This is a genomic window from Paraburkholderia sp. J63, from assembly GCF_905220245.1.
Lineage (GTDB): Bacteria > Pseudomonadota > Gammaproteobacteria > Burkholderiales > Burkholderiaceae > Paraburkholderia.
The window spans coordinates 13,883-38,105 of the sequence record NZ_CAJMZF010000026.1 but is presented as its reverse complement, the minus strand read 5'-3'; the positions used below and the strand labels follow the sequence as shown (position 1 = coordinate 38,105).

The 24,223-nt window shown below is 68.0% G+C and carries 17 protein-coding genes; 7 read left to right on the top strand and 10 right to left on the bottom strand.

All coding sequences use genetic code 11. The features are described from left to right. Window positions 1–405 precede the first annotated feature (405 nt). Complete coding sequence (locus U5775_RS24795) at window positions 406–1,020, top strand: C39 family peptidase (RefSeq protein ID WP_322060801.1); 615 nt, start codon at window positions 406–408, stop codon at window positions 1,018–1,020. A gap of 43 nt (window positions 1,021–1,063) precedes the next feature. On the opposite strand, the gene U5775_RS24790 is transcribed toward U5775_RS24795, so the two are convergent. Next, window positions 1,064–2,020 (bottom strand): LysR family transcriptional regulator, encoded by a 957-nt coding sequence (locus U5775_RS24790; protein WP_322060741.1) that lies wholly within the window; start codon window positions 2,018–2,020, stop codon window positions 1,064–1,066. A gap of 293 nt (window positions 2,021–2,313) precedes the next feature. Further along, on the bottom strand, window positions 2,314–3,366 hold the full coding sequence (locus U5775_RS24785) for an NAD(P)-dependent alcohol dehydrogenase (protein WP_322060740.1): 1,053 nt from the start codon (window positions 3,364–3,366) through the stop codon (window positions 2,314–2,316). A gap of 268 nt (window positions 3,367–3,634) precedes the next feature. Between U5775_RS24785 and U5775_RS24780 the strand changes: the two genes are divergently transcribed. From U5775_RS24780 to U5775_RS24770, 3 genes are all read left to right on the top strand, one after another. Further along, entirely contained in the window at window positions 3,635–4,672 is a 1,038-nt protein-coding gene (locus U5775_RS24780) for an AraC family transcriptional regulator (RefSeq protein ID WP_415913644.1), read from the top strand. Window positions 4,673–4,741: 69 nt separating this feature from the next. Further along, window positions 4,742–5,695 carry a 2-hydroxyacid dehydrogenase gene (locus U5775_RS24775; protein ID WP_322060799.1) on the top strand — a complete coding sequence of 318 codons (954 nt, stop codon included), beginning with the start codon at window positions 4,742–4,744 and terminating at the stop codon, window positions 5,693–5,695. A 257-nt stretch (window positions 5,696–5,952) separates the two neighbouring features. Then, on the top strand, window positions 5,953–8,031 hold the full coding sequence (locus tag U5775_RS24770; RefSeq protein WP_322060739.1) for an EAL domain-containing protein: 2,079 nt from the start codon (window positions 5,953–5,955) through the stop codon (window positions 8,029–8,031). Between the two features lie 12 nt (window positions 8,032–8,043). Here U5775_RS24770 and U5775_RS24765 read toward each other — a convergent pair whose 3' ends face one another. The 3 genes from U5775_RS24765 to U5775_RS24755 form a co-directional block, all read right to left on the bottom strand. Next, entirely contained in the window at window positions 8,044–9,351 is a 1,308-nt protein-coding gene (locus U5775_RS24765; RefSeq protein WP_322060738.1) for an MFS transporter, read from the bottom strand. 121 nt (window positions 9,352–9,472) lie between these two features. Continuing rightward, window positions 9,473–10,693: a CoA transferase gene (locus U5775_RS24760; RefSeq protein ID WP_322060737.1), complete on the bottom strand. Its 1,221-nt coding sequence runs from the start codon at window positions 10,691–10,693 to the stop codon at window positions 9,473–9,475. Between the two features lie 10 nt (window positions 10,694–10,703). After that, on the bottom strand, window positions 10,704–12,464 hold the full coding sequence (locus U5775_RS24755; protein ID WP_322060736.1) for an acyl-CoA dehydrogenase family protein: 1,761 nt from the start codon (window positions 12,462–12,464) through the stop codon (window positions 10,704–10,706). Between the two features lie 198 nt (window positions 12,465–12,662). Here U5775_RS24755 and U5775_RS24750 point away from each other — a divergent pair, with 198 nt between their 5' ends. After that, window positions 12,663–13,553, top strand: coding sequence for a LysR family transcriptional regulator (locus tag U5775_RS24750; RefSeq protein ID WP_322060735.1), 891 nt, complete (start codon window positions 12,663–12,665; stop codon window positions 13,551–13,553). 12 nt (window positions 13,554–13,565) lie between these two features. Here the strand turns inward: U5775_RS24750 and U5775_RS24745 are convergent, their stop codons facing one another. The 3 genes from U5775_RS24745 to U5775_RS24735 all read right to left on the bottom strand — a co-directional run bounded on the left by U5775_RS24745 (window position 13,566) and on the right by U5775_RS24735 (window position 18,631). Continuing rightward, window positions 13,566–15,455 (bottom strand): putative bifunctional diguanylate cyclase/phosphodiesterase, encoded by a 1,890-nt coding sequence (locus U5775_RS24745; RefSeq protein ID WP_322060734.1) that lies wholly within the window; start codon window positions 15,453–15,455, stop codon window positions 13,566–13,568. A 79-nt stretch (window positions 15,456–15,534) separates the two neighbouring features. Continuing rightward, on the bottom strand, window positions 15,535–18,108 hold the full coding sequence (locus U5775_RS24740) for an adenosylcobalamin-dependent ribonucleoside-diphosphate reductase (protein WP_322060733.1): 2,574 nt from the start codon (window positions 18,106–18,108) through the stop codon (window positions 15,535–15,537). A 214-nt stretch (window positions 18,109–18,322) separates the two neighbouring features. Further along, a complete protein-coding gene (locus tag U5775_RS24735; RefSeq protein WP_065059471.1) occupies window positions 18,323–18,631 on the bottom strand; it encodes a DUF3331 domain-containing protein in 309 nt (102 codons plus the stop codon). A gap of 445 nt (window positions 18,632–19,076) precedes the next feature. Here U5775_RS24735 and U5775_RS24730 point away from each other — a divergent pair, with 445 nt between their 5' ends. Continuing rightward, entirely contained in the window at window positions 19,077–20,144 is a 1,068-nt protein-coding gene (locus U5775_RS24730; RefSeq protein WP_322060732.1) for an AI-2E family transporter, read from the top strand. A 73-nt stretch (window positions 20,145–20,217) separates the two neighbouring features. On the opposite strand, the gene U5775_RS24725 is transcribed toward U5775_RS24730, so the two are convergent. After that, a complete protein-coding gene (locus U5775_RS24725) occupies window positions 20,218–20,979 on the bottom strand; it encodes an alpha/beta hydrolase (protein WP_322060798.1) in 762 nt (253 codons plus the stop codon). A 324-nt stretch (window positions 20,980–21,303) separates the two neighbouring features. Next, the gene (locus U5775_RS24720; RefSeq protein ID WP_322060731.1) at window positions 21,304–22,404 is read right to left on the bottom strand and encodes an OpgC domain-containing protein; all 1,101 of its coding nucleotides are present in this window, start codon (window positions 22,402–22,404) and stop codon (window positions 21,304–21,306) included. Between the two features lie 897 nt (window positions 22,405–23,301). On the opposite strand from U5775_RS24720, the gene U5775_RS24715 reads away from it, so the two are divergent. Beyond that, window positions 23,302–24,210, top strand: a complete 909-nt coding sequence (locus U5775_RS24715) for a peptidoglycan DD-metalloendopeptidase family protein (RefSeq protein ID WP_322060730.1) — start codon at window positions 23,302–23,304, stop codon at window positions 24,208–24,210. Window positions 24,211–24,223 lie beyond the last annotated feature (13 nt).

Genomic DNA, 24,223 nt, shown 5'->3' with positions numbered 1-24,223 from the left:
TTATCTCGTGCCGCGGCGCACCCGCAGGAAGAAATAAATCTTGCGAGGCGTGGGCGCACAATATTCTAAACGCATAACTTTACAGCGGTGAAAGCTTTTGTTTGACAACATACGATGACGGCCACGCATCGACGCGCAACGGGGATGCAATGGCCGTTCCCGGGCCGGCGGCGTGCGCGGGAGCCTGCGTGCGAACGCTCGCGTATTTGCGACAATGGTCGTTTTACGCGAATTACCGGATGCGGGAGGCGGGTCTGTCCGCTAGCGGGACGATGCCGCCCATGCGCCGATGCCGTGAGGAACGACTGATTGAACGCATTCACGAGGAAGCCTGCGGAGAGTTCGACGGAAGACCCGGCGGACGACCAGACAACGCATGACGGGCGCGACGCATTGGCGCACGCGATCCGCCATCGTGGCGTGCCGTACTACAGCCAATGGGGGAGCCCGGACTGGGTGGCGCGCATCGTCGAAGAGGGCGCGGACCCGTGCGACGATCCGGGCTGGCGCGCGAGCGGCTTCGCACTGCCCGGCGACTACCGCTTCTGGGCCAAACGGCTGTGCGGGCTGACCTGCTTCGAATCGGCGCTCGACTACTGGGGCATCGCCCACGCGTCGCGCGCCGGCTTGCTCGAAGAAGCGCTGCGCCACGGCGTCTACCGCCTGCGCGAGGACGGCGGCGTGGACGGGCTGATCTACCGGCCGTTCGCGATATGGGCCGAGGCGGCGTTCGGCGTGCGCGTGGCGGTGATGACCGACGAGGACATAGAGGCCAGCGCCGCGCGCCTGGACGCCGAGACGCTCGCGATTGTCTCCGTGAGCCCGGAGATCCGCTATCCCGATCGTGAGAACGCGCGCCAGGGCGGCCATCTGATCCTGCTGCACGGACGCAGCGACGGCGGTGTGTGGTTTCACAATCCCTCGGGCGTCGCGCCGTATCAGGCGGATGCGTGGCTGCCTTATGAAACCGTCGCGAGGTTTCATGCGCGGCGGGGGATGGCGCTGACGCGGGTGGCGTGAGCGCCGTGCGTTAGAGGGTGTGCAGGCGCCGCGCCTCCCTACATCAAGCCGGCTGCAACCCCCCAAGCAACTGCCGCACACGAGACAGATCGCGATTGATCGCGCCCGCGTCCTCGAACAGCGCCGCGAGCCAGTCGATGAATACGCGCACGCGCGGCGAGACCTGACGCGATTTCACGAACGCGACCGAGACCGGCGTGGGCAGCGGCTTCCATTGCGGCAGCACCTCGACGAGCGCGCCGTTGTCGAGATACGGCTGCGCCGCGAGCAGCGGCGGCTGAACGAGGCCATATCCTTGCAGGCCGCAGGTGAGGTAGGCGAACTCGTCGGAGACGTGCACGAAGCCGTCCACCTTCACCTTGGTCGCGCTGCCGTCCACTTCGAAATCGAACTCGAACGGGCGGCCCGTGAGCGGCGAAAGGAAATTCACCACGGGGTGCCGCGCGAGATCGTCGAGCGAATGCGGCGCGCCGTGGCGCGCGAGGTACGCGGGGCTCGCGCAGGTCACGTGCTCGAGCACGCCGAGGCGTCGCGCGGCGAGTCCGGAATCGGGCAATTCGCCGAGCTGGATGCTGCAATCCACGCCTTCGCCGACGAGGTCGACGTTGCGCAGGCTCACGCCGATCACGAGATCGATCTGCGGATAGCGCTCGTGGAAATCGTCGAGCGCGGGCAGCACGATCGCGTTGGCGATCAGCCCCGGCATTTCCACGCGCAGCCGGCCGCCGATCGCGCCGGGCGACTGGCGCACGCTCGCTTCGGCATCGTCGATGTCGGCGAGAATTTGCGCGGCGCGCTCGTAGTACGCGGCGCCTTCGGGCGTGAGCGAAAGGCGGCGCGTGGTGCGCACGAGCAATTGCGTGCCGAGCAGCGCTTCGAGGTTCTGCATCAAGGTGGTCGCGCTGGCGCGCGGCATGTCGAGCGATTGCGCGGCTTTGGTGAAACTGTTGGTATCGACGATGCGAACGAAGGTACGCATCGCCTGGATGCGGTCGATCACGGGCGAGCTCCTGGTTATCGGGCCTAAACTCGGGCTAAAACGGCTGGAACGAAATCCGCGCTACGGCAGAAAAGGGTGAGCCGCGACGCTTGCGGTGGTGGCAAAGGCGCATCGCGGTGCCGGCGTCTCGCGGAATGGGCGCGCGGCAATGGTTAGCAATCCAGATCGAAAAACTACGTGAGGCCGGAACAGCGCGGCCCCGGCACGAAAGAGGCTGGTTGGGCCGTCCGGAATGGACGGCCCGGCGGGGAGCAGGAGGTAACGTCAGGCGCCGAAGCGCACTCGAAAGCCGCTTATTGGCGCAGCGAATCGATATCGATCACGAAGCGGTACTTCACATCGCTCTTGAGCATGCGCTCGAAAGCGGCGTTGATGTCCTGCATCTTGATCGTTTCGATATCGGACGTGATGCCATGCTGCCCGCAGAAGTCCAGCATTTCCTGCGTTTCTGCAATGCCGCCGATCAGCGAGCCCGCGAGACGGCGGCGCTTGAAGATCAGGTTGAACACTTGCGGCGACGGGTGATCGTGCTCGGGCGCGCCCACCAGCGTCATCGTGCCGTCACGCTTGAGCAGCTCGATGAACGGGTTCAGATCGTGCTGCGCGGCCACCGTGTTGACGATCAGATCGAAGCTGTTGGCGTGCGCCTTCATCTGCTCCGGGTCTTTCGAAATCACGACTTCGTCGGCGCCGAGGCGCTTGCCGTCCGCGATCTTCGAGGGCGACGTGGTGAACAGCACCACGTGCGCGCCCATCGCATGCGCGAGCTTCACGCCCATGTGGCCGAGGCCGCCCAAGCCCACGATGCCGACCTTCTTGCCGGGGCCCGCGCCCCACGTGCGCAGCGGCGAATACGTGGTGATGCCCGCGCACAGGAGCGGCGCGGCGCCCGCGGGGTCGAGGTTGTCGGGCATGCGCAGCACGAAGGCTTCGTCCACCACGAGTTGCGTCGAATAACCGCCGTAGGTGATGTCGCCGCTCACGCGGTCGATGCCGTTATAGGTGCCCACGAAGCCGTTCTCGCAATACTGCTCGAGGCCTTCCGCGCAGCTCGCGCAGGTGCGGCACGAGTCGACGAGACAGCCCACGCCCACGAGCTCGCCCACCTTGAAGCGCGTGACGCCGTTGCCCACTTCGGTCACGCGGCCGACGATCTCGTGGCCCGGCACGACCGGATAGAGGGTGTTGCGCCATTCGTTGCGGGCCTGGTGCAGGTCGGAGTGGCACACGCCGCAGAACTGCACGTCGATGCGCACGTCGAGTTCGCGCAGGTCGCGACGCTGGAATTCGTACGGGGCGAGCGGCGAGGCGGCGTCGCTGGCGGCATATCCGTAAGTCGGGTACATGGGCGATGACTCCTGAATTGAAGCTGAAGGGGCTTGCAAAGAAAGCGCGCGCAAACGCCGGAACGCAGCGCGCGAGGGACACGAAGCGCTGGGTCGATGGGTGTTGCGGCAGGGTTCCCATGCTAAGGATCGCGCTCTACCCAGGGAATACCTGAAGCTATCGAAGACTTGCCTGATTCTCCTGGCGGGCAGCGCGCCGGGGCGTTCGGTGATAGATTGGCAAGCCTGTTTCTCCGCTTCTTTCGATGAATCCAGAGGCGCTACTGTCATGAAAAGTGCACATTCCGCGGGCCTCGCACTCGCGCCCGCCACGCCATCCGTTTCCACGCCGCTCGTCTCGCGCGCGAAGTCGGCGCCGTCCGCGCACGTGGACGACGCCACGCAGCGCCGCACCGTCGAGCTGCTCATGCAGCTCACGCAGCGCGACGGCGCGCATCCGACGCCGCTCGACGGCGTGCGCGTCTTTCGCGGCAGCAAAAGCCATCCGCGCCAGCCGGTCATGTACGAGCCGAGCATTTTCATCGTCTGCCAGGGCCGCAAGCGCGGCTTTCTCGGCGACCAGGTGTTCATCTACGACGCGCAGCAGTATCTGGTGCTCTCGGTGCCGCTGCCGTTCGAGTGCGAGACCGAGGCGTCGCCCGAGCAGCCGCTGCTCGCGATCTCGATCCGCGTCGATCTGACGATGGTCGCCGAGCTGCTGATGGCGCTTAACGACACACGCGGCAGCGCCGTCTCCGAGCCCGCGGGCATCTACGCCACGCCGCTCGACGCGCCGCTTTCGAACGCCGTGCTGCGTCTGCTCGAGGCGCTTGCAGAGCCCTGCGACGCGCGCATTCTCGGGCCGTCGATCGTGCGCGAGATCTGCTATCGCGTGCTCACGGGCGAGCAGGGCGACGCGATCCGCGCGGCGCTCACGCATCAGCAGCACTTCGGGCGTATCGCGAAGGCGTTGCGCCGCATTCACACCGATTATCGCGGCGATCTCGACGTGGTCACGCTCGCCGCCGAGGCGGGCATGAGCCTCGCGGTGTTCCATGCGCATTTCAAGGCGGTGACGTCCACTTCGCCGATGCAGTACGTGAAGACCACGCGCCTGCATCACGCGCGTCTCCTGATCACGCATGACGGCATGAACGTGAGCGCGGCGGCCACGCGCGTGGGCTACGAGAGCGCCTCGCAGTTCAGCCGCGAGTTCAAGCGCCTGTTCGGCTGCACGCCCGCCGACGAAATGCGCCGCGCGCGCGGCGCCGTCGAAGTGCCCGCACCGCGCGTGGAAGTGCCCGCGCGCTACGTGACAGCGGTCTGAGCCAGCGCGCCGCGAGCGCATGAAAATTGCTTCGCATAACGAATGGATGATGCCGTCATGAACCTGGCCGTGAAGCCCCGCCTGCTCGTGCTGATCCCGCTCACCGGCGCCGACCGCGCCGCGCTCGCGGAGCACTTCGACGTGCTCTATGCGCCCGACGCGCCCCAGCGCGCGCAGGCGGTGGCCCGCGAGGGCTCGACGGTGCGCGCGGTGCTCACGAACGGCACGACCGGGCTCACGGCCGACGAAATCGACGCCATGCCCGCGCTCGAGCTCGCGGGCGCGCTGGGTGCGGGCTACGAGAATCTCGCGCTCGATCATGCGCGTTCGCGCGGCATCGCGCTGTGCAACGGGGCGGGTGTGAACGCCGATTGCGTCGCCGATCACGCGATGGCGCTCCTGCTCGCCGCCGTGCGCGCGGTGCCGCAATTCGACGCCGCGTGCCGCGCGGGCATCTGGCGCGACGCGCTGCCGATGCGGCCCACGCTCACGGGCCGGCGCCTCGGGATTCTCGGCTATGGGCAGATCGGCGCGAAGATCGCCCGGCGCGCGGCGGGCTTCGAGATGGCGATTGGCTATCACAACCGCTCGCCGCGCGAGGGCGTGAGCGCACGTTATTTCGACACGCCGCTCGCGCTCGCGCAGTGGAGCGACTGCCTCGTGGTGGCGACGCCGGGCGGCGCGCAAACGCGGCATCTGATCGACCGCGCGGTGATTGACGCGCTCGGGCCCGAGGGGTTTCTCGTCAACGTCTCGCGCGGCAGCGTGGTCGACACGGCGGCGCTCGCCGATGCGCTCGCGCAGGGCAGGCTGGGCGGCGCCGGCCTCGACGTCTACGAGGGCGAGCCCGCGCCGCCGCAGGCGCTCGTGGCGCTCGGGAACATCGTGCTCACGCCGCACGTGGCCGGCACGTCGCCCGACGTACGCGCGGCCAGCATTCGTCACTTCATCGAGAACGCCGAGCGCTGTTTTGCGGGCGAGCCGTTGCTCACGCCGCTTCGGGCGGCTCCGGGCGACGCTTAAGGTCCGCATAAGCTACGCCAAGGTACTTTAAGCCGAACAGGCCCCCGGATAATCCTTCCCGCGCCGCGGATCGCCGCTGCCGCCGTCCGGCTATGTACGCTGGACCACGTCCCGACGGAACTCTCCACCGTGCCGGCCCTCCGCGCCTTTATGCATGCCGTATCATCTCCCGTTGAGCGACGAGGTCTCGCTCACCGCCTTGCGCGCCGCGCACGGGCGGCCGACTTCCCGGTCCCGGGAGCCATGAGACGTGACCCATGCAAACATTGATCGAGGCATTGCAACGAACCGCCGACCTCGTGGTGAGCCACTTCTATGAGGAACTGGCGCGCCTGCCCAAGTCCCGACGCATCCTCGAAATGCTGTCGGCGCAGGAGCTCGCGCATCTCAAGGCTCGCCAGGTGCAGAACCTGCTCGCGCTCGCGCAGCCGGCCCTGAACGCGCAGGAACATGCCGAGATGGCGATGCGCATCGGGCGCATCCACGCCATCGTCGGGCTCGACAAGGAAGAGCTCGTGCGCAGCCGCGGCATCCTCCAGGAGCTCATCTACAAGCAGATCGGGCGCAGCGTGAGCAGCCAGGCGCTTTCGCTTTACGCGCGGCGCCTGACCTCGGACACCGCCTGGCAGCTCAAGGCCTATCAGGCCGTGGAGGATTCGCAGCAGGCGGTGCTTCAGCGCATCACGCGCATCGTCTGGGAGGCGGGCAGCTATACGCATTTCATCGATCAGGTGATTGCCGCGCTCGCGGTCCACGACGAGTTGACCGCGTGCGCGATCGGCCGTCCCGATCCGGCCGGTATCTTCCACTTCGAGGCGGGCGCGGGCGGCAGCAGCGGTCAGGACGGCGCCGCGTTGCTCGACGCGCTGACGATCCAGGGCCACGACATCAGCGTGCGCGCCGATCATCCGGACGGGCAGGGCGCCGTCGGGCGCGCCTGGCGCAGTGGCAAGGCCGAGCGCGTGGTGAACTATCAGACCGATCCGCTCGTTGCGTGCTGGCGCGACGTGGCCGCGCGCGAGGGCTTGCGCTCCGCCGTCGCGCTGCCGCTGGCCGCGCGCGGCCAGCCGCCGATCGCGATCCTGATGCTCTACAGCGCCTGGCCGGGCGGCTTCGTCGGGCCGGACCAGGTGGCGTTCGTCGAGCTCTTGCAGACGCTGCTCGGCTGCGCCGTCGCGCGCCTGCAGACCCACGAGGGGATGCCCGGCGCCGCCGTGCCGGTGAGCGTGCGCCAGCATTGGGCCGCACTCGTGCGCACGGGCGCGCTGCAGATGCACTACCAGCCGCTGCTGAATCTGGCGACGGGCCGTTGCGGCAAGGTGGAGGCGCTCGCGCGCCTGCGCGACGGCGAGCGGCTGCTCACCCCCGACGAGTTTCTTTTCTCGCTGGCCTCCGACGATCTGCTCGAACTGTTCGCGCGCGGGCTGCATCAGGCGCTGGCCGAGCGCCGCCAATGGCTCGCGGCGGGACACGATCTGGAAATATCGATCAATCTGCCGCCGGCCGCGCTCAACGACATCCGCTACTTCGAGGCGACCCGCGAGGCGCTTCAGGCACACGCGTGCCCGAGCGCGCAGCTCACGCTGGAAGTTCTGGAGACCGAAGCATTTTCGCTGAACGAGGGGCAGCATTCGATCCTCGCGAAGTTTCGCGCGCTGGGCGTGCTGCTCGCGCAGGACGATCTGGGCTCGGGGCATAGCGGACTCGCGCGGCTGCGCGAACTGCCGTTCGACTGGATCAAGATCGACCGCGAGATCGCCCATCTCGACGGCGACACCGCGCTCGACGCATTGCGCGTGGTGTATCAGGTCACGCGTCTCGGCCAATCGCTCGGCAAGCTCGTGCTGGCGGAGGGCGTCGATTCGGCGGATCTGCTGGCGGCGCTCGCGATACTCGGCGTGGACGGCGCGCAGGGCTACGTGATCGCGCGGCCCATGCCGGGCGCGCAACTGCCCGGCTGGCTGGCCGGCGCCCAGGCGCGCGAGACGCCCGGCGCGCGTGCGGGCGAGAGCGTGCTGACGCGGCTCGCGCGCTTCGTGGTCTGGGAAGAGCGCGTGCTCATGATCGCGGCGGCGCCTGGCGCGGCGCGCGATCTGCTGAAGGCGGCCGGGTTCGTCGCGAGCACGCCGCTAGTCGAGTCGCTCGTGGGGCTCGGCGACGTGCTTCCGGCGGGCGAGGCGCGCGACGCGCTCCAGCGCGATCTGCTGCGCGCATTGCTCGACGGCGGCCGCGAGAGCGACGCGTGGCGCGCCGCGCGCGATCGCCTCATGAGCACGATCGCGGCGACGGCGCACGAGGCTCGCGTTCCCGAGCCCGTGCCGTCGCACACGCACTGAGCGGGGCGTCCCTTACTCCGGCAATGCGATGGCGACGTCCGTGGACGCCGCGGCCGGCTGCCGGCGCTGCAGCACCGCGATACACACGAGCGACACGGCGGCGAGCGCGCTATAGAAGAGCGCGAGCGGCCACCATTGGCCGGGGAAGTCGTGTGCGAGCAGCGTGCCGATGAGCGGCGTGAGGCCGCCCGCGAGCGCCGCGCAACATTGGTAGGAGATCGAAATAGCCGAATAGCGCACGCGCACCGGGAAAGCGTTCGTCATGAAGCCCGCCATCACCGCATACGAGCTCGACATGCACATCACGGCGATGGCGATGCCGATCACGATGGCAGCCGGCTTGCCGGTCGACACCAGCACGAACATCGGATAAGGCGAGAGCATCGCGAGCGCCGCGGCGAGCGTGAGGAAGCGGCCCGCGCCCACGCGCTGCGCGAACCAGCCCGAGGCGAGCTGCGTGAAGAGCTGGATGAACGCGACGACGAACAGGCAGTCGAGGATCAGCGCGCGGTCGAGGCCGAGCGTCTGCGTCGTGTAGTTGAGCATGAAGGTGTTGACGAACCACGCGCCCGCCACGCCGATCACGTTGGCGCCGAGGCACAGCAGCACGACGCGCCAGCTATCGCGCAGCACGTCGAGAATCGGCAGCGTGGCAGTGCGGCGCGGAGACTTGACCGCCTCGAACTCGGGCGATTCGCCCACGCCCGAGCGGATCAGCAGGCCCACCACGAGCAGCACCGCGCTCGCGATGAACGGCAGACGCCAGCCCCACGAAAAGAGCGCTGCGTGGTCCAGATGTGCGATGCTGCGAAACGCGAGCAGCGCGAGAATGAGTCCGGCGGGACTGCCGAGTTGCGCGAACGAGGCGAGGAAGGTGCGCTTTTCCTTGGGCGCATGTTCGCCCGCCATCAGCACCGCGCCGCCCCATTCGCCGCCGATGGCGATGCCCTGCGCGATGCGCAGCGCCACGAGCAGGGCTGGCGCGAGCGCACCCGCGCTCGCGTAGGTGGGCAGGAAGCCGATGCCCACGGTGCCCACGCCCATGATCGAAAGCGTGGCGACGAGCGCCTTCTTGCGGCCGATGCGGTCGCCCAGATGCCCGAATACGAGACCGCCGAGCGGCCGCGCGAAAAAGCCCACCGCGAAGGTGCCGAACGACGCGAGCGTGCTGTAGAAGGGCTCGTTCGACGGGAAGAACAGCTTGCCGAAGATGAGCGCCGCCGCCGTGGCGTAGATGTAGAAGTCGTACCACTCGATCGTCGTGCCGACGAAGGCGGCCAGTGAAGCGCGCGCGGGTTGGCGCACGGAAGTGCTCGTCATAGTTGTCTCCTTTTTGCGGCCGGACCCGGCGTGGGTGCCGGGTCCGAGTCCATCCGGTCGAGCCGGCTTGGGCCGGTCTTCTTCCCGTTGATGCTTCGTTATCCTGATTAGGTCGCGTTCGCTATCCCTTCACCACGCCCGCGTCGAATAGCTTCTGCTGCGTGGCCGCATCGATGCCGAGCGCGTCGAGCACCGCGCGCGTATCGCGGCCGAGCGCGGGCGGCGGCGTGCGATAGGTGGCCGGCGTGCGCGAGAGCTTGACGGGTGCGCCCGTGCCGCGATAGCCGTCCATCTCCACGAGCATGCGGCGATGCTGCGTATGCGGATGCGCGGCCACGGCATCGACCGTCTGCACCGGGCCGCACGGTACGCCCGCGGCGATCAGGTCGCGTGCGAGCGAATCGCATTCGTGCTGCGCGAGCCGCGCTTCGAGCGCCGCCTTCAATTCGGGGCGATGCGCGCAGCGGCTGCGGTTGTCGGCGAAGCGCGCGTCGTCGGCGAGTTCGGGGACGCCCAGATGTGCGCAGAGCTTCGCGAACTGGCGGTCGTTGCCCACGGCGAGGAAGATCGGCGCGGTGCCGGTCGCGTAGCTGTCGTAGGGCGCGATGTTCGGATGCGCGTTGCCGCTGCGCTGCGGCGTGCGTCCATTGCCGAAAAAGTTCGGCAGATGCGGATGCAGCAGCGAGACCCCGCAGTCGTAAAGCGCGATGTCGACCGACTGGCCCTGGCCGCTCTTTTCGCGTTCCGCGAGCGCGAGCAGGATGCCGGCGAGCGCGTTCAGGCCCGTGACCATGTCGACGATGGGCAGGCCGATACGCAGCGCGGGGCCGTCGCTTTCGCCGTTTACGCTCATGAGGCCGGCCATCGCCTGGATCACGGCGTCGTAGCCGGGCAGGCCGCCGAGCGGGCCGTCCGGGCCGAAGCCGGAGATCGCGCAATGGATCAGGCGCGGAAAGCGCGGCTTGAGATCGCGTTCGTAATCCATGCCCCAGCGCGCGAGCGTGCCCGGCTTGAAATTCTCGACGAGCACGTCGGCGCCTTCGAGCAGTTGCCAGAGAATCGCGCGGCCTTCGTCGCGCGAGAGGTCCACGGCAATGCCTTGCTTGTTGCGGTTCACGCCCACGTAGTACCAGGCGGTGTCGTCGAGAAACGGCGGGCCCCAGCCACGCGTTTCGTCGCCGACGGGCGGTTCCAGTTTGATGACCTCGGCGCCGTGGTCGGCGAGCGCCTGGGTGCAGTACGGGCCGCCCAGCACGCGGCTCAGGTCGATCACGCGCAGGCCGTGCAGCGCGCCGTTGACCTTCGTCGATGCCGATGTTTCGGATCGCTGATCGATATTCATCGCTCGGGCCTCACTGTGCGGGCAGAAACTGCATCGCATCGGCGAGCGGCAGCGGTTGTTCGTCGACGAGCGCGCGCAGTTGCGCGGCGTCGGCGTCGCGTTCGTCGAGTGCGAGCGGATCGCGCGGCAGCAGCTTGTGGCGCACGATCAGATGGGCGAGCGCGAGGCGCCGGTAATCCTCAGCGCCGCGCGAGACCTGCGCGGCCTCGCACGCCATGAAGGCGGCCGTGGTGGCGTGGTAGAGCGCGCTCGCGGCCTGGCGCACCGATTCGTCGCGGCCGCATTCGGCCACGCTTTCGAGCGCCGCGCCCGCGCGTTCGAAGGCGGCACGCAGGAGCGCCGCGCTCGCCTCGGGCAGGCCGCTTTCCGCAAGCTGCGCACGCACGTAGCGCGCGAGCGCATCGAGTGCGCCCTCGCGTTTGGCCGCGCGCGCGACGTCGAGCGCGACGATGTTGCTCGTGCCTTCCCAGATCGAGCCCAGATGCGCATCGCGCACGAGGCGCGGGTCGCTCCATTCCTCGATATAGCCCACGCCGCCGCGCACTTCCATCGCGTCGCCGGTCACGCGGCGCGCATCGCGGCACGCGCGGAACTTGATGAGCGGCGTGAGGATGCGCACGCACTTCGCGGCGAGTTCGTCGCCGCGGTCGGCGCGCGTGAGCAGCGTGGCGATCTGCATGAACATCGTGCGCGCCTGCTCGGCGGGCAGCATCATCTTGAGCAGTTGACGCTGCATCAGCGGCATCTCGATCAGCTTGCGGCCGAATGCTTCGCGATAGCGCGCCACGTGCAGCGCTTCGGTGAGCGCGCGGCGCATGAGACCCGCCGCGCGCACGCCGTTCGACAGACGCGACATGTTGATCATGTCGGCCATCTGATGAAAGCCGCGGCCCACTTCGCCGATCAGATACGCCTGCGCGCCTTCGAGCACGATCTCGCCGCTCGCCATCGAGCGGCTGCCGAGCTTGTCCTTCAGGCGCACGATGCGATAGGCGTTGCGCGTGCCGTCGGGCAGCGTCTTCGGCAACAGGAACAACGCGAGGCCCTTGATGCCGGGGGGCGCATTGTCGGCGCGCGCGAGCACCATCGCGAGATCGGCGTCGGCGTTCGAGCAGAACCACTTGTCGCCATAAAGACGCCAGACGTCTTCGCCGTTCGCGCCGCGCTCTTTCGTGGCGCGCGTGGCGATGCGCGCGACGTCCGAGCCCGCGGCCTGCTCGGTCATGAACATCGCGCCCTGATAGAGCGTGTCGAAGTCCCGCGAGGCGAGCATCGGCAGATAGCGTGCGATCAGTTCGGGCGTCCCGAAGCGGCGCAGCGTGCGCGTGAGCGAGTCGGTCATGCTCACGGGGCAGCACAGGCCGAATTCGGCTTGCACGAAGAGGTAGGTGAGCGCGTACTTCACGAGCGGAGCGGGCGCGTTCTCGCGATGGCTCATCGCTGCGAGGCCGAGTTCGGCATAGGCGACGCGTTCGAGCGCGACGTAGTCGGGGTGCTTTTCGAGGCTCTGGAACGGCTCGCCGCGGCGCGTGCGCTGCTTCAGCGTGGGCGGATTGCGGTCGGCGACGAGCGCCAGTGCGTCGAGCTCGTCCGAGGCGCGCTGGCCGAGCGTGACGAGCTGGGGCTCGATCGCGGCGTAGGCCGCGTCGCCGAGATAGCTGCGCAGCAGCGGGGCCAGACCGGGGTCGCTCGTGAAGAAGTTGATGCCGCGGCTATCGGGAATATTGGCCGAGCCGTCGGCCTGCGCGGCGACGGCGGGAAGATCGCTCATCGGGTTGTCTCCAGGGGGCTTGTTCGGATCGGCGCTCGTGGGCGCCGCAATGGGACCAAGCTTAGGCAGCGCGACGATAACGGTCCAATACAAACGATGTCCTGTACGATAAGCAGTATCTATCGATAACCCCACGAAGAAGATCGAACCGGCGATCAGCACAACGATCCGGCAAGCGATCAGGACGGAGACACCGGAATGGAACTCAAGCAATTGCGCTATTTCGTGGCCGTGGCCGAGGAGCTGCACTTCGGCCGCGCGGCGCGCCGGCTCTTCATCTCGCAGCCCGCGCTGAGCTTCGACATCCGCAAGTTCGAGGAGCAACTGGGCGTGCAGTTGCTGGAGCGCACCAACAAGGCCGTCGCGCTCACGAACGCGGGCTACGTGCTGCTCGGGGAGGCGCGACGGCTACTGGAGCAGGCCGACGAGGTGCGGCGTATCGCGGCGCGATCGGCGCATGGGCTCGCGGGGCGGCTGCGCATCGGCTTCGTGAATTCGATGCTCTATCGTGGATTGCCCGAGGCGGTCCGGCGCTTCGAGGCCGATCATTCCGCCGTGGAGGTCGTGCTGCGCGAGATGAACACCATCGAGCAGGTACATGCGCTTCAGCGTTTGCAGATCGATCTGGGCTTCGCGCACTGGGGGCGGTTTCCGGCCGAGGTGCAGTCCGAGCCGCTGTTCTCCGAGCCGTTTCTCTGCTGCCTGCCGGCGGGGCACCGCTACGCGCGGCGCCGGCGCATCGAGCTCGCCACGCTCGCGCGCGAGCCGTTCATTCTGTTTCCGCGCTCGGTGTCGCCGCACTATCACGATCAGATCATCGCGACTTGCGTGGAGGCCGGCTTCAGTCCGCAGATCCGCCACGAGGCAAGGCTCTGGCAGACCGTGGTGACGATGGTGGAGTTCGGCATGGGCATCGCGCTCGTGCCTGCGGCGCTCGGCAATATGGGTGGCGAGCGCGCGGTGTTCCGGCCGTTAGCTAGCAATCCTTATGAATCGCAGGTGCTCAAGCTGGTGCGCGCGGGCGAGACGGATGCCATCGTGCAGGGGTTCTCGGGATATCTGGCGGCGCCGGCTCGCGTGAGCCCATAGCAGCCCGCCGCCTCACACGATGACCTGATCGCCGCGCGCGGCGAGCGACGGCTTCGGCAGCGGGCCGCCGTCGGCGAGCAGGCGCGTGATGCTCTCGGCGTCGAGCGGCTTGCTGAAGCGATACCCCTGTGCCTCCACGCAGCCGAGCGCCAGCAGAAACTCCTGCTGCGCGAGCGTTTCGACGCCTTCGGCGATGACCGATAAACCAAGCGCCCTCGCCAGCGTCACGATCGCCTTCACGATCGCGCCGGTGTCGCTTTCGTCGACGCTATGCACGAACGCGCGGTCGATCTTGATGCGATCGACGGGCAGCGCCCGCAATTGACTCAGGCTCGAGTAGCCCATGCCGAAATCGTCGACGGCCACGCCGATACCGGCGCAGCGAAACTCGTGAAGGCGGCGCACGGCGACCTCGGGCTGCTGCATCAGCGCGGTTTCGGTGACCTCGAGTTCGAGCCTGGTCGGATCGGCGCCCGTCTCGCGCAGGATAGTCTGAAACGTCTCGACGATATTGGGGCGCTGCAACTGGAGCGGCGACAAATTGATCGATATGCGCAGGGGCGCAATGCCCATCTGCCGCCAAAGGGCCGACTGACGGCAAGCTTCCCGGAGCACCCACTCGCCGAGCTTCGCGACGAATCCCGACGTTTCGGCAATCGGCACGAACTCCGCCGGAGCGATCTCGCCATAAATCTCGTCGTACCAGCGCACGAGCGCTTCGACGCCCAGCACGCGGCCGTCGCGCATGTCGACCAGCGGCTGGTAATGCAGCCGCAGCGCGCCGGCTTCGATGGCCCGTCTGAGACGCGCCGAAAGAATGAGCTTCGCGTCGGCGTCCGCGCGCATGTCCGGCCGGTAGCGCTCCCAGCAGTTGCGGCCGCGATTCTTGGCCGCGTACATCGCCATGTCCGCGCAGGGGATCAGCGTTTGCGCGTCGCCGGCATCGGCGGGATACACGCTCACGCCGACGCTCGCGCTGATGACGAGCTCATGCCCGTCGATGAGCACGGGCTTCGCCATGGCCGCAAGCACGGCCTCGGGCAGATCGAGGCGCGCCGGGTCGTCCCACGCGCCGGGCGCCACGACGATGAACTCGTCGCCGCCGTAGCGACCGACAATGTCGCCGGGGCGCGTGCAGGCGCGCAGACGCGCGGCCACTTCCATGAGCAACAAATCGCCGACGCTGTGCCCGAGCGCATCGTTGACGGTCTTGAAGGCATCGAGATCGAGAAACACGACATGAACGGATTCGCGGCTCCGGCCGGGATCGGTGAGCAGGGCCTGCAATCTCGCGCTGACCGCGGTGCGATTCGCGAGTCCGGTCAGGCTGTCGCATTCGCTCAGCTCGCGCAGACGGCGCGAGCGATCGAGCAGCTTCACCGAGACGTCATGTGTCGTCTTGGCGAAGAGGAGCGGATAGATGAAGACGATGGGCAGCCAGATCGGCGCGATCCGCGCATTGAGCGGATAGAAGGCGAGGCCAAAGCTTGCCGCTCCGGCCATGAGACCCACGGCACCGGCGCCCATCCCCGCGATGAAGAGTGGCCAGCCGCCGATCGCCATGTTGTCGAGGGCGAACATCAGCACGATGACAACGGTCGCGACGGGCTCGAAATGGACCACCGCGACGAGCCAGCCGCCGAACGCGGAATCGACGAGGATGTTCCATCGCTCTCTGCGGGGTGCATCGGCGCGGCTGGGGTGCGCGAGCCGCCAGGCGACATGCGGCCAGATCAGGCAGACGGCCAGCACGCTCAGGAGGAGCCATACGGGCTCGTGCTGCAGATGCAGCAAGGACAGCACGGGCAGCGTGCCCATCGCGTAACCGAGGGCCCTGAGCACGTAAATGCGCCGCACAAGGCCAACGGTCCAGGCCTTGTCGCCCTGAGCGGACGTGAGCACGGGGTCTCCTCGGTCAGTTCATATGATTTAACGAGAGAGTAGACCAGATCGGTTCAACGCGCGACCCCGGAAACCTTCCCTAGCCGCAGGTCCCGATTTCCCCGCACGCGGTGCAGAAGTCACAGCCGTCGCGCCGGATCACGGCGTTCGCGCCGCACGAGCCGCATTTGCGGCCGAGCATCGCGTGGGGCGCCGCGAGGGCCGCGTCGGCGGGCAGGGCGTTGGGGCCGTCCAGCACCTGGTCGCCGGCTCGCCTCGCGGCGTCGGCTTCGCTCGAATCGTTCAAACCGCTCGCGCCGCTCGCGCTCGTTTCGGCGCGCCGCTGAGCCAGCAGCCGCGACGGCACCTGGCGTCCCTCGGCATCCAGAAAGCCGCGCCGGTGCAGGATCTGCTGGATCGCATAGGCGATGGCGGCCACCTCGGAGTCGTGCCATAGCGGCGTGCGCTTGCCGTCGAGCCGCTGCGTCTGCCCATAGCGCACCTGGCCCCGGTCCCACGAGACCTTGCGCAAGTCCTGCAGATTGCGCGCGACGAAGCCGCCGCGCGCGGCGAGCGAGAGCGAGCGCATGGTCGCCGTGATCCATTGCTGCGACTCGTCGCGCTGGCCAATGGGAATGAAGAATTCGATGGGCCGCTCGATCGTCAAGGATTCGCCGCCCACCTGGCCCGTTACTTCGAGGAACGAGACGGCCACGTAGAGTGAGACCTTGCCCGTCTGCGTGAGGTATTCGATTTTCTCGATCACGGCGGGCAGCTCGCCTTTGGGCCGATGGTCGATCGCCACGCGTAAGGGGTCGAGCAGGGCGTCGCTCTGGGCGTCGTCGAGCGTGTCCGCGGCGGCGGGCAGCGTTTGCAGCACCGCGCCGAGCGTTTCGTTGGGCCGGTAGGTCGCGAGGCCCTTGAGCCCGCGCCGCCATGCGTCGAGATAGAGGTCCTCGAAGGCGTCGAACGGATAGTCGGCGGGCACGTTCACGGTCTTCGAGATCGAGGTGTCCACGAACGGCTGCACGGCCGCCATCATCGCCACGTGCTCCTGCGCGCTCATCTGCAGCGCGCTCACGAAGTAATCGGGCAAGGCATTGACGTCGCCGCCCAGTTCGCGATAGACGCGCCACGCGTGGTCCTCGACCGTGAAGCTCTCGTTGCTGCCGTCGGCCATGCGGCGCGTGCGCTGATAGGTCCACGAGAACGCGGGCTCGATGCCGTTCGAGGCGTTGTCGGCGAATGCGAGGCTCACCGTGCCCGTGGGTGCGATCGAAAGCAGATGGCTGTTGCGGATGCCGTGCGCGCGGATCTCGGCTTGCAGGTCCTCGGGCAGCCGCGAGGCGAAGGTGCCGCTCGCGAGATAGGCGTTCGCGTCGAACAGCGGGAACGCGCCGCGCTCGCGCGCGAGCGCCACCGACGCGCGGTACGCCGCGTCGCGCATCGTGCGGCCCACTTGCGCGCCGAACGCGCAGCCGTCTTCCGAGTTGTAGCGGATGCCGAGCATCACGAGCGTGTCGCCGAGCCCCGTGAAGCCCACGCCGATGCGCCGCTTGGCTGCCGCTTCGGCCTGCTGCTCGGGCAGCGGCCAGAGCGTGACGTCGAGCACGTCGTCGAGAAAGCGCACCTGGGTCGCGGTGCGCGCTGCGAGCGCGTCCCAGTCGAACGAGGGCTGGCCGCCGCGCAACTGCGCGAACGGCTCGCGCACGAAGCGCGTGAGGTCGAGCGGGCCAAGATTGCAGCAGCCGTAGGCGGGCAGCGGTTGCTCGCCGCATGGATTGGTCGCGCGGATGCTTTCCACGGCGCGCAGATTGTTGTCCTCGTTCATGCGCGAGATGAACACCACGCCGGGCTCGGCCACGTCGTAGGTCGAGCGCATGATGATGTCCCAGAGCGCGCGGGCGCGCTTTTCCGCATAGACCCACAGGCCGTCTTCGCGCTGCTTGAGGTCGCCCGCCGCGCGCAGCGCGGGCGAGGGTTCGGCGCGATGCACGAGCGGCCAGATTTCGTCGTTTTCGACGGCGCGCATGAACGCATCGGTCACGGCCACCGAGACGTTGAAGTTGTTCCAGCGGCCCTTCGAATGCTTGGCTTCGATGAATTCGGGCAGGTCGGGGTGATCGCAGTCGAGCACGGCCATCTGCGCGCCGCGCCGCGAGCCCGCGCTTTCCACGGTGCGGCACGAGGCGTCGAATACGTCGATATAGCTGCACGGCCCGGAGGCGCTCGATCCCGTCGAGTGGACGTACGCGCCGCGCGGACGGATCGCCGAGAAGTTGTAGCCCACGCCGCCGCCGCGCCGCATGGTCTCGGCGGCCTGCAGCAGGGCGACGTAGATGCCGGGGCGGCCTTCGTCGTCCACGCCCTGGATGCTGTCGCCTACGGGCTGCACGAAGCAGTTGATGAGCGTGGCCTCGATGCCGGCGCCCGCCGCGCTCATGATGCGGCCCGCGCCCAGCGCGCCGTGGCGCAGGTTGTCGACGAAGCGCGCTTCCACCTCGGCGCGCTGCGCGGGCGGCTCGGCCTGCGCGACGCCGCGGGCGACGCGGCGATAGATGTCGTCGGCGGTCTGCTCGTCGCCCTTGGCGTACTTTTCGAGCATCACGTCGAGCGAGAAAGGCTGGACAGCGGGCTTTGAAGCGAACGGGAGCGGGGGCGTGTTTTCAGCCATGGCCGGGTCCTCTCGGGGCGCCGCGCCTCGCTTGACGGGAACAGGGATGGCGATGAGCGTGGCGGCGGTTGCGGGACGAGGCGCCGCGGCGCGTGTCGTGCGCGGCCGGCGCCATCTTTTACAACCTTACCGCAGCGGCAGCGCGCGTGTCTGACAGCGCGGCTCGGGGTCGCGGGAGGGGCGGGGCCGCGTTAAAGCGAGTACCAGGCCGTACTCAGGCCGCTTCGCTGAACGGCACGTTGGCGACGAGGTCGCCGAACACTTCGGCGGCGATCATCACCGAGGCATTGAGCGGCGCCGGCCGTTCGGCCGGCTTGAATACGGCGTCGCCGCGGCGGATCTTGCGGCGCGAGACGGCGCAGGTGCCCGAGGTATGCGCCGAGCGTCGGCGCCAGCGCTGTTCGCCGTAGTGGCAGCGGCCGGGTTCCACCCAGCGGATCACGAGCGCTGAATCCGTTTGTTCGAGGATTTCGATGCGTTCACCGTTGGCTCCGTCAAGCGCGAGACACGCCTTCTTTTTCATTGTCGGCTCCGTAAGTGGGGTTTGCCCGGACTGTATTCCTGTGCGCCGCCAAGTGCCATTGTGTCGCCGTTGAAACACCATTCCACAAACGGCAACAATCCCGCTGCGACACATTGCGGTTAACGAACGAATGGGGGTTTGCGGGCGATCAAGGCGCGACATGCCGGATTTGTGCAACGCAGTGTTGTGCGAAGCGCGACACGGAAATCGGCCTGGGAGACGGGGATGGAACGCCGGGAGCCCGCGCGAATCAGAGAAAAAGCGGCCTGAGGCAGTGGCCCGAAGTTCGCGTTTTCGGTGCGCCGCGCTTATGCTGGCGGGCCGTCGGGTCGGTCTGGAGCGGTACTTGCGCCAGGCGGAACCGCAAGGCGCCACGGTTCTGCTTTCGGCGCGGCGAGATTTGCTGCGCCGCACGGACCGTTTTGTCGAATTTTCACGAGGTTACATGATTCATCGCCCGCCCGCTCCGAACTCCGCAAACGAGCAAAAAATCCAGCGCTTCGCCTCCACCGCGTTGTTCACCGCGCTCGTCCTGCTCGCGCTGTGGGTCGTGCGCGAGTTCCTGCCTGCGGTGGCGTGGGCATGCGTGGTCGCCATCGTCCTGTGGCCGGCCTATCAGGCCATCGAGCGGCACCGCTGGTTCCGCTGCCGCACGACCTGGCTCGCCACGCTGCTCACGGTGGCCATCGCGCTGCTGGTCGTGCTGCCGATCACGGTCACGGCGATCCAGGCGGGCGGCGAGGCCCACGAGCTCTATCAATGGCTGCACGACGCCCAGGAGAACGGCGTGCCGGTGCCCGACTTCGTCGCGCAACTGCCGGTGGGCAGCCATCAGGTGAGCGCCTGGTGGCAGGAGAATCTCGCGCAGCCGCTCAAGGCCTCGCCCGCGATGAAGAACCTGCACAGCGACGCCATCGTCACGTTCGGACGGCATTTCGGCGCGCGCGCCCTGCACGCGTCGATGATCTTCGGCTTCATGCTCGTCACGCTGTTCGTGATCTTCCAGGCGGGGCCGCGGCTCTCCGCGACCGTGATGCGCGGCGCGCGCCGCGCGTTCGGCGCGGACGGCGCGCAACTGCTGCAGCGCATGGCCTCGGCGGTGCGCGCGACGGTGACAGGCCTCGTGGTCGTCGGGCTCGGCGAGGGCGTGCTGCTCGGCATCGCCTACATGTTCACCAGCCTGCCGCATGCGGCGCTGCTCGGCACCGTCACCGCGATTGCGGCGATGCTGCCGTTCTGCGCGCCCGTGGTGTTCTGCTGCGCGGCGCTCTGGCTCGTGGTGCAAGGCTCGGTCGTCGCGGCTATTGCGATTGCCGTGTGGGGCTTCGTGGTGGTGTTCGTCGCCGAGCATTTCGTGCGGCCCGTGCTGATCGGCAATTCGACGCGTCTGCCCTTCCTGCTCGTGCTGTTCGGCATCCTCGGCGGCGCGACGACTTTTGGGCTGATCGGCATCTTCATCGGCCCGGCGCTCATGACCGTGCTAATGGTGCTGTGGGCGAACTGGGCCGAGTGAGGCCGCCCGACGCCCGCTTATGTCCGCGTCCCGATGGTGGCCGTGACATCGGGCCCGCACGGGCCCGGCGCGTCTATTCGTGCACGCAGGCGAGCGTGTACTTGAGCGCGGCGGGCAGCAGTTCGCGCCAGACGGGCCAGACATGGCCGCCGTCGACGATGCGCAGCGCCGCCGGATTGCCCGCTTCGCGCAGCCGCGTGTAGAGCAGCGACGACTCGGCCTGGATCACGAGATCGTCGTCGCCCGAGGCGATGAAAAACGGGACGCGCCAGGGCCGTCCGAAATAGCTGCTCCAGAGCGCCGGGTAGTTGAGCGCGTGCCAGATGTGCGGATCGAACTGATGCTCGCCGAATACGCCCACGCGCCGCGCCGATGACGCCGGCGGCGGCTCGCCCGAGTAGATCGCCGGCGAGAGCAGCAGCGTGCCGCAGAACATCTCCGGGTGCTCGAGCGTGTAGCGCAGCGCGCCGAAGCCGCCCATCGAGACACCGCCGATCGCGCGCCCGCCGCGTTCGTCCCCGACGGCGAAGTGCGACTCGATCTCCGGTATCAGGTCGGCGAAGAAAGCCGTCTCCATCTTTTCCCTGCGGTCGACGTACCACTCGGTGCCGCCTTGCGGCATCACGATCACCACCGGGGGAATCTCGCGGCGGGCGATCAGCGTATCGACGGTGCTCTGCAGATCGCCTTGCGTGACCCAGTCCATTGCGTCGCCATTGTTGCCGTGCAGGAGATAGAGCACGGGGTAGCGCGGCGCGTCGGGGCGATAGCCGGTGGGCAGGTAGACCGCGTACGACCAGTCGCGACCGAGCGCCGTCGCGTGGAAGCTGTGCATGGCGACCGTGCTGGCCGCGGCGGGCGTGGCGAATGCGGCCAGCGCTGTGAGCACCGAGAGGGCGGCGAGCGTCGCGCGGAGCACGGTGTGTGCAGCCTGCGGAAGGCTCTCGATGCCCGCGGCGCGCTTGAAGATCCTGAAGACCTGATTGGCCATGAAGCGGACTGCGCCGCGCGCCGCGCGGGGCGAAGCGAAGGGCGGGCCGAACAGCGCGATGCGGGGGTGTCTGCGCATGGCAGGGGAGCCGGTCAGGAAGGCGCGTTGGCGGCGCGGGGTGATCATGCTAGCAGCGGGCCGTGCGTGCCGGAAGCGCGGCGGCGCCGCTCAGGCCGACACCTTCGCGCGCGAAGGCAGCAGACGCTTGAGCGGATCGGATGCGCGCGCAACCAGAAGCAGCGCGGTCAGCGCGAAGGCATCGGCGGCGAGGCCGAGCGGTACGTTCAGATAGCCGTCCGTGTACCAGTAGAGCAGCGAGTCGACCGTCAGCGAAATGACCGCGCCGGCGACGAACGAGAGCAGCCCCTTGCGGCCCACGAGCCCCACCCATGGCAGCGCGGCGGCGAGTTTCCTGGCCCAGCCGAGCCGGATCACATGGGCCGTGAGCCACGCGACGCCGAAGAAGTTGATCGCGCGGAACCACGCGAGATTGCGCTTGAATTCGCCGTCGAGCGCGGTGTTGCCCAGATGCAGGCGATAGATGGCGGCCGCCACGACGACGGCGAGCGCGAGCGCCGTCACGAAGGTGCCGAGCTTGCGCTGCGCGGTTACGCGCTGGAACACCGGCTGCGTCTGCGCGATCACGCCCGCCACGAACAGCAGCTGCCAGCCGAACGGATTGAAGTCCCAGTTGACGTCGGCGACGTGCGGCAGCCACGGCCCGAGATGCGGAGCGATGCCCCACAGCGCGAGGCTGATCGCGGCCAGCAGCCACGGTCGCGTGCGCGCGAGCGGCAGCGCGAATGGCGCGGCCAGCGCGAAGCACGCGTACATCGGCAGGACGCCGGCGAGGTAGGGCTGGCGGCGCAGCAGCACGATGTCGCGCAGCGCTGCGGCGGGGGCGAGCGCGAGGTCGTCGAGATCGGTGGTGGCGAGGTTCGGCGCGTCGACGTTGCAGGCGACGAGGATCGCCGTCACGAGCAGCATGAGCAGCGCGGTGACCACGAAGGCGCGGTAGATCTCGAACGCGCGCTTGATGAAGCGCTGACGCGCGGCGGCCTCGGTGCGGCGCGCGCAGAGCGCGGCCCACGCGGTGGCCGTGGCGAAGCCGCCGAGGAACACGAATACTTCGGCTGCGTCGCACAGCGCGTAGGCGTGCAGCGTGACGCGCGAGACGATGCTGCCGCCGATGTGATCGACGACGATGATCAGCAGGACAAGGCCACGAAAAAAGTCGAGTTCGACGAGACGATTGGGTGACTGTGACATGGATCCGGCGTCAGCCGGACGGCGCGCCGGATGGGCCGGAAACGGCCGGGTGGCGCGCACGGCCGGGCTGGCGCGTGCAAAAAAGTCGCTGCCATGGCGCGCTGCCGGAGCGCGATGCTCGACGGCGGCAGTGCCTGGCGTTGCCGTTCGGGCAAAACCCTCGGGCAGCGACGGATGAAGCCCTGAATGAAGCTTCGAATTAAGCCCCAATGAAGCCTGTGTGGCGCAAGCGCCGGGGCCGCGATAGCGCCGCCTCCTCTAAAAGCCGGAGCGGCATGTAGCGTCAAGAGCACGGCAGGGAACGATAACGGCGGCCCCAGGAATGACCTGAATTGACGCGCCAAGGTTCCCAGGAGCCGGGCCTTGCGCCTGACGGGGGGAATACTACATGAGTTTCAAAGAGCTTTCAGTGGACGGCATGACTTAAGTTCTGGTTCAGCCTGCCGATATGTCGAATGGATAAGGCGTAGATCTGGCTCTATTTCGGCAAGCAGCCGGTCTCCACGTAAAACAGAAGATTCGTCTTTTTAAGATTTGTATCCAAGTGTTGTTGCCTGCGTGATCTTTGTGAATTGCGTTTTACAATGCCTGACCGTTTTCGAGATAGAAGCGGAAATGCCGTCGCCGTTTTTGCGCGACGGTAGCGGATTTTGTCAGGCAAAGCGTGCAATTTGAATGCAATTGGAGGCGGGCCGGATGCGTACATGCGTTCGGCTGGCGAGCGGAGCGGGAGCGCGTTTTAGACGCCGCAGACCCGGCCGCGCTGTAGCCCGCTGCAATGGACGGCTTTGCATGGGATCGGAGTAAGCGCTCTGCGTGGGGCCGGAGTAAGTGCTGAAGCACTAACTCCGGCCGACAGCTGAAGCACCCACTCCGGTCGACAGGAGATTAACAATCATGTTCGAGGATCGTTCAGGTCAACGCGCCAGCGGTCTGACGCGCCGCGTGTGGCAGCGTCTTGCAGGCCTCGGCCTGGCGGCTTTGCTGGGCGCTTGCGCAAACGTTAGCCAGCAGCAGCAACCATCGCCTTCGCAGCCCCAGCCCGACCCGTCGGCGGCTGTGAGCCCCGCGTCGGGTGCCGCCGCAACGGCAGCCGCAGCCGCTGCGGCGGCGAGCCAGCAACAGGCCGCCAGCGCGCCGGTCACGCGCGTCGTCACGAAAACCACCTGGGTGCGCGTGCGCCGCGGAGATTCGCTGCTGCGGATCGCGTCGAGCCACAAGGTTCCGGTCAAGGAGCTGGCGGCGTGGAACGGCCTCAAGCCCGACAGCCACCTGCGCGCCGGCCAGTCGCTCAAGCTGGTCTCGAAGCAGACGATCACGGTGCAAGCTGCCGCGCCTGCCCAGACGGGCGGCGCGAATGCCGCAGCGGCTACCGACACGAATGCCGCGCAGAGCCGCGAGGTCGCGGCCGAGGTCAAGCGCCATGCACGCAGCGTGGCGCTGGTGTGGCCGGCGCAGGGCCGGGTCGTGGAGCCGTTCGAGCCGGGCGCGACGCGCGGCATCGAGATCGCGGGCAAGGCCGGCGACCCCGTGATCGCCGCCGCCGACGGCAAGGTCATGTACGCGGGCACCGGGCTCAACGAGTACGGCAGCCTGATCATCGTCCAGCACAACAAGGACTTCCTGACCGCCTATTCGCACAACCGGCGCCTGCTCGTGAAGACGGGCGACATGGTCCACCAGGGCCAGCAGATCGCGGAGATGGGCAGCGAGAACAACGACCGCGTGGCGGTGCTGTTCGAGGTGCGCCGCGATGGCAAGCCGGTCGATCCGATGCCGTATCTGCCGTCGTCGCCGCAGGGCTGAGCGCGCCGTTCCG

Coding starts and splice junctions, on each gene's coding strand:
- U5775_RS24760 (WP_322060737.1), bottom strand. CDS start 10,693: ATGAATATCGATCAGCGATCCGAAACATCGGCATCGACGAAGGTCAAC.
- U5775_RS24740 (WP_322060733.1), bottom strand. CDS start 18,108: ATGGCTGAAAACACGCCCCCGCTCCCGTTCGCTTCAAAGCCCGCTGTC.
- U5775_RS24720 (WP_322060731.1), bottom strand. CDS start 22,404: ATGTCACAGTCACCCAATCGTCTCGTCGAACTCGACTTTTTTCGTGGC.
- U5775_RS24765 (WP_322060738.1), bottom strand. CDS start 9,351: ATGACGAGCACTTCCGTGCGCCAACCCGCGCGCGCTTCACTGGCCGCC.
- U5775_RS24755 (WP_322060736.1), bottom strand. CDS start 12,464: ATGAGCGATCTTCCCGCCGTCGCCGCGCAGGCCGACGGCTCGGCCAAT.
- U5775_RS24715 (WP_322060730.1), top strand. CDS start 23,302: ATGTTCGAGGATCGTTCAGGTCAACGCGCCAGCGGTCTGACGCGCCGC.
- U5775_RS24730 (WP_322060732.1), top strand. CDS start 19,077: ATGATTCATCGCCCGCCCGCTCCGAACTCCGCAAACGAGCAAAAAATC.
- U5775_RS24735 (WP_065059471.1), bottom strand. CDS start 18,631: ATGAAAAAGAAGGCGTGTCTCGCGCTTGACGGAGCCAACGGTGAACGC.
- U5775_RS24785 (WP_322060740.1), bottom strand. CDS start 3,366: ATGTACCCGACTTACGGATATGCCGCCAGCGACGCCGCCTCGCCGCTC.
- U5775_RS24770 (WP_322060739.1), top strand. CDS start 5,953: ATGCAAACATTGATCGAGGCATTGCAACGAACCGCCGACCTCGTGGTG.
- U5775_RS24725 (WP_322060798.1), bottom strand. CDS start 20,979: ATGCACAGCTTCCACGCGACGGCGCTCGGTCGCGACTGGTCGTACGCG.
- U5775_RS24750 (WP_322060735.1), top strand. CDS start 12,663: ATGGAACTCAAGCAATTGCGCTATTTCGTGGCCGTGGCCGAGGAGCTG.
- U5775_RS24780 (WP_415913644.1), top strand. CDS start 3,635: ATGAAAAGTGCACATTCCGCGGGCCTCGCACTCGCGCCCGCCACGCCA.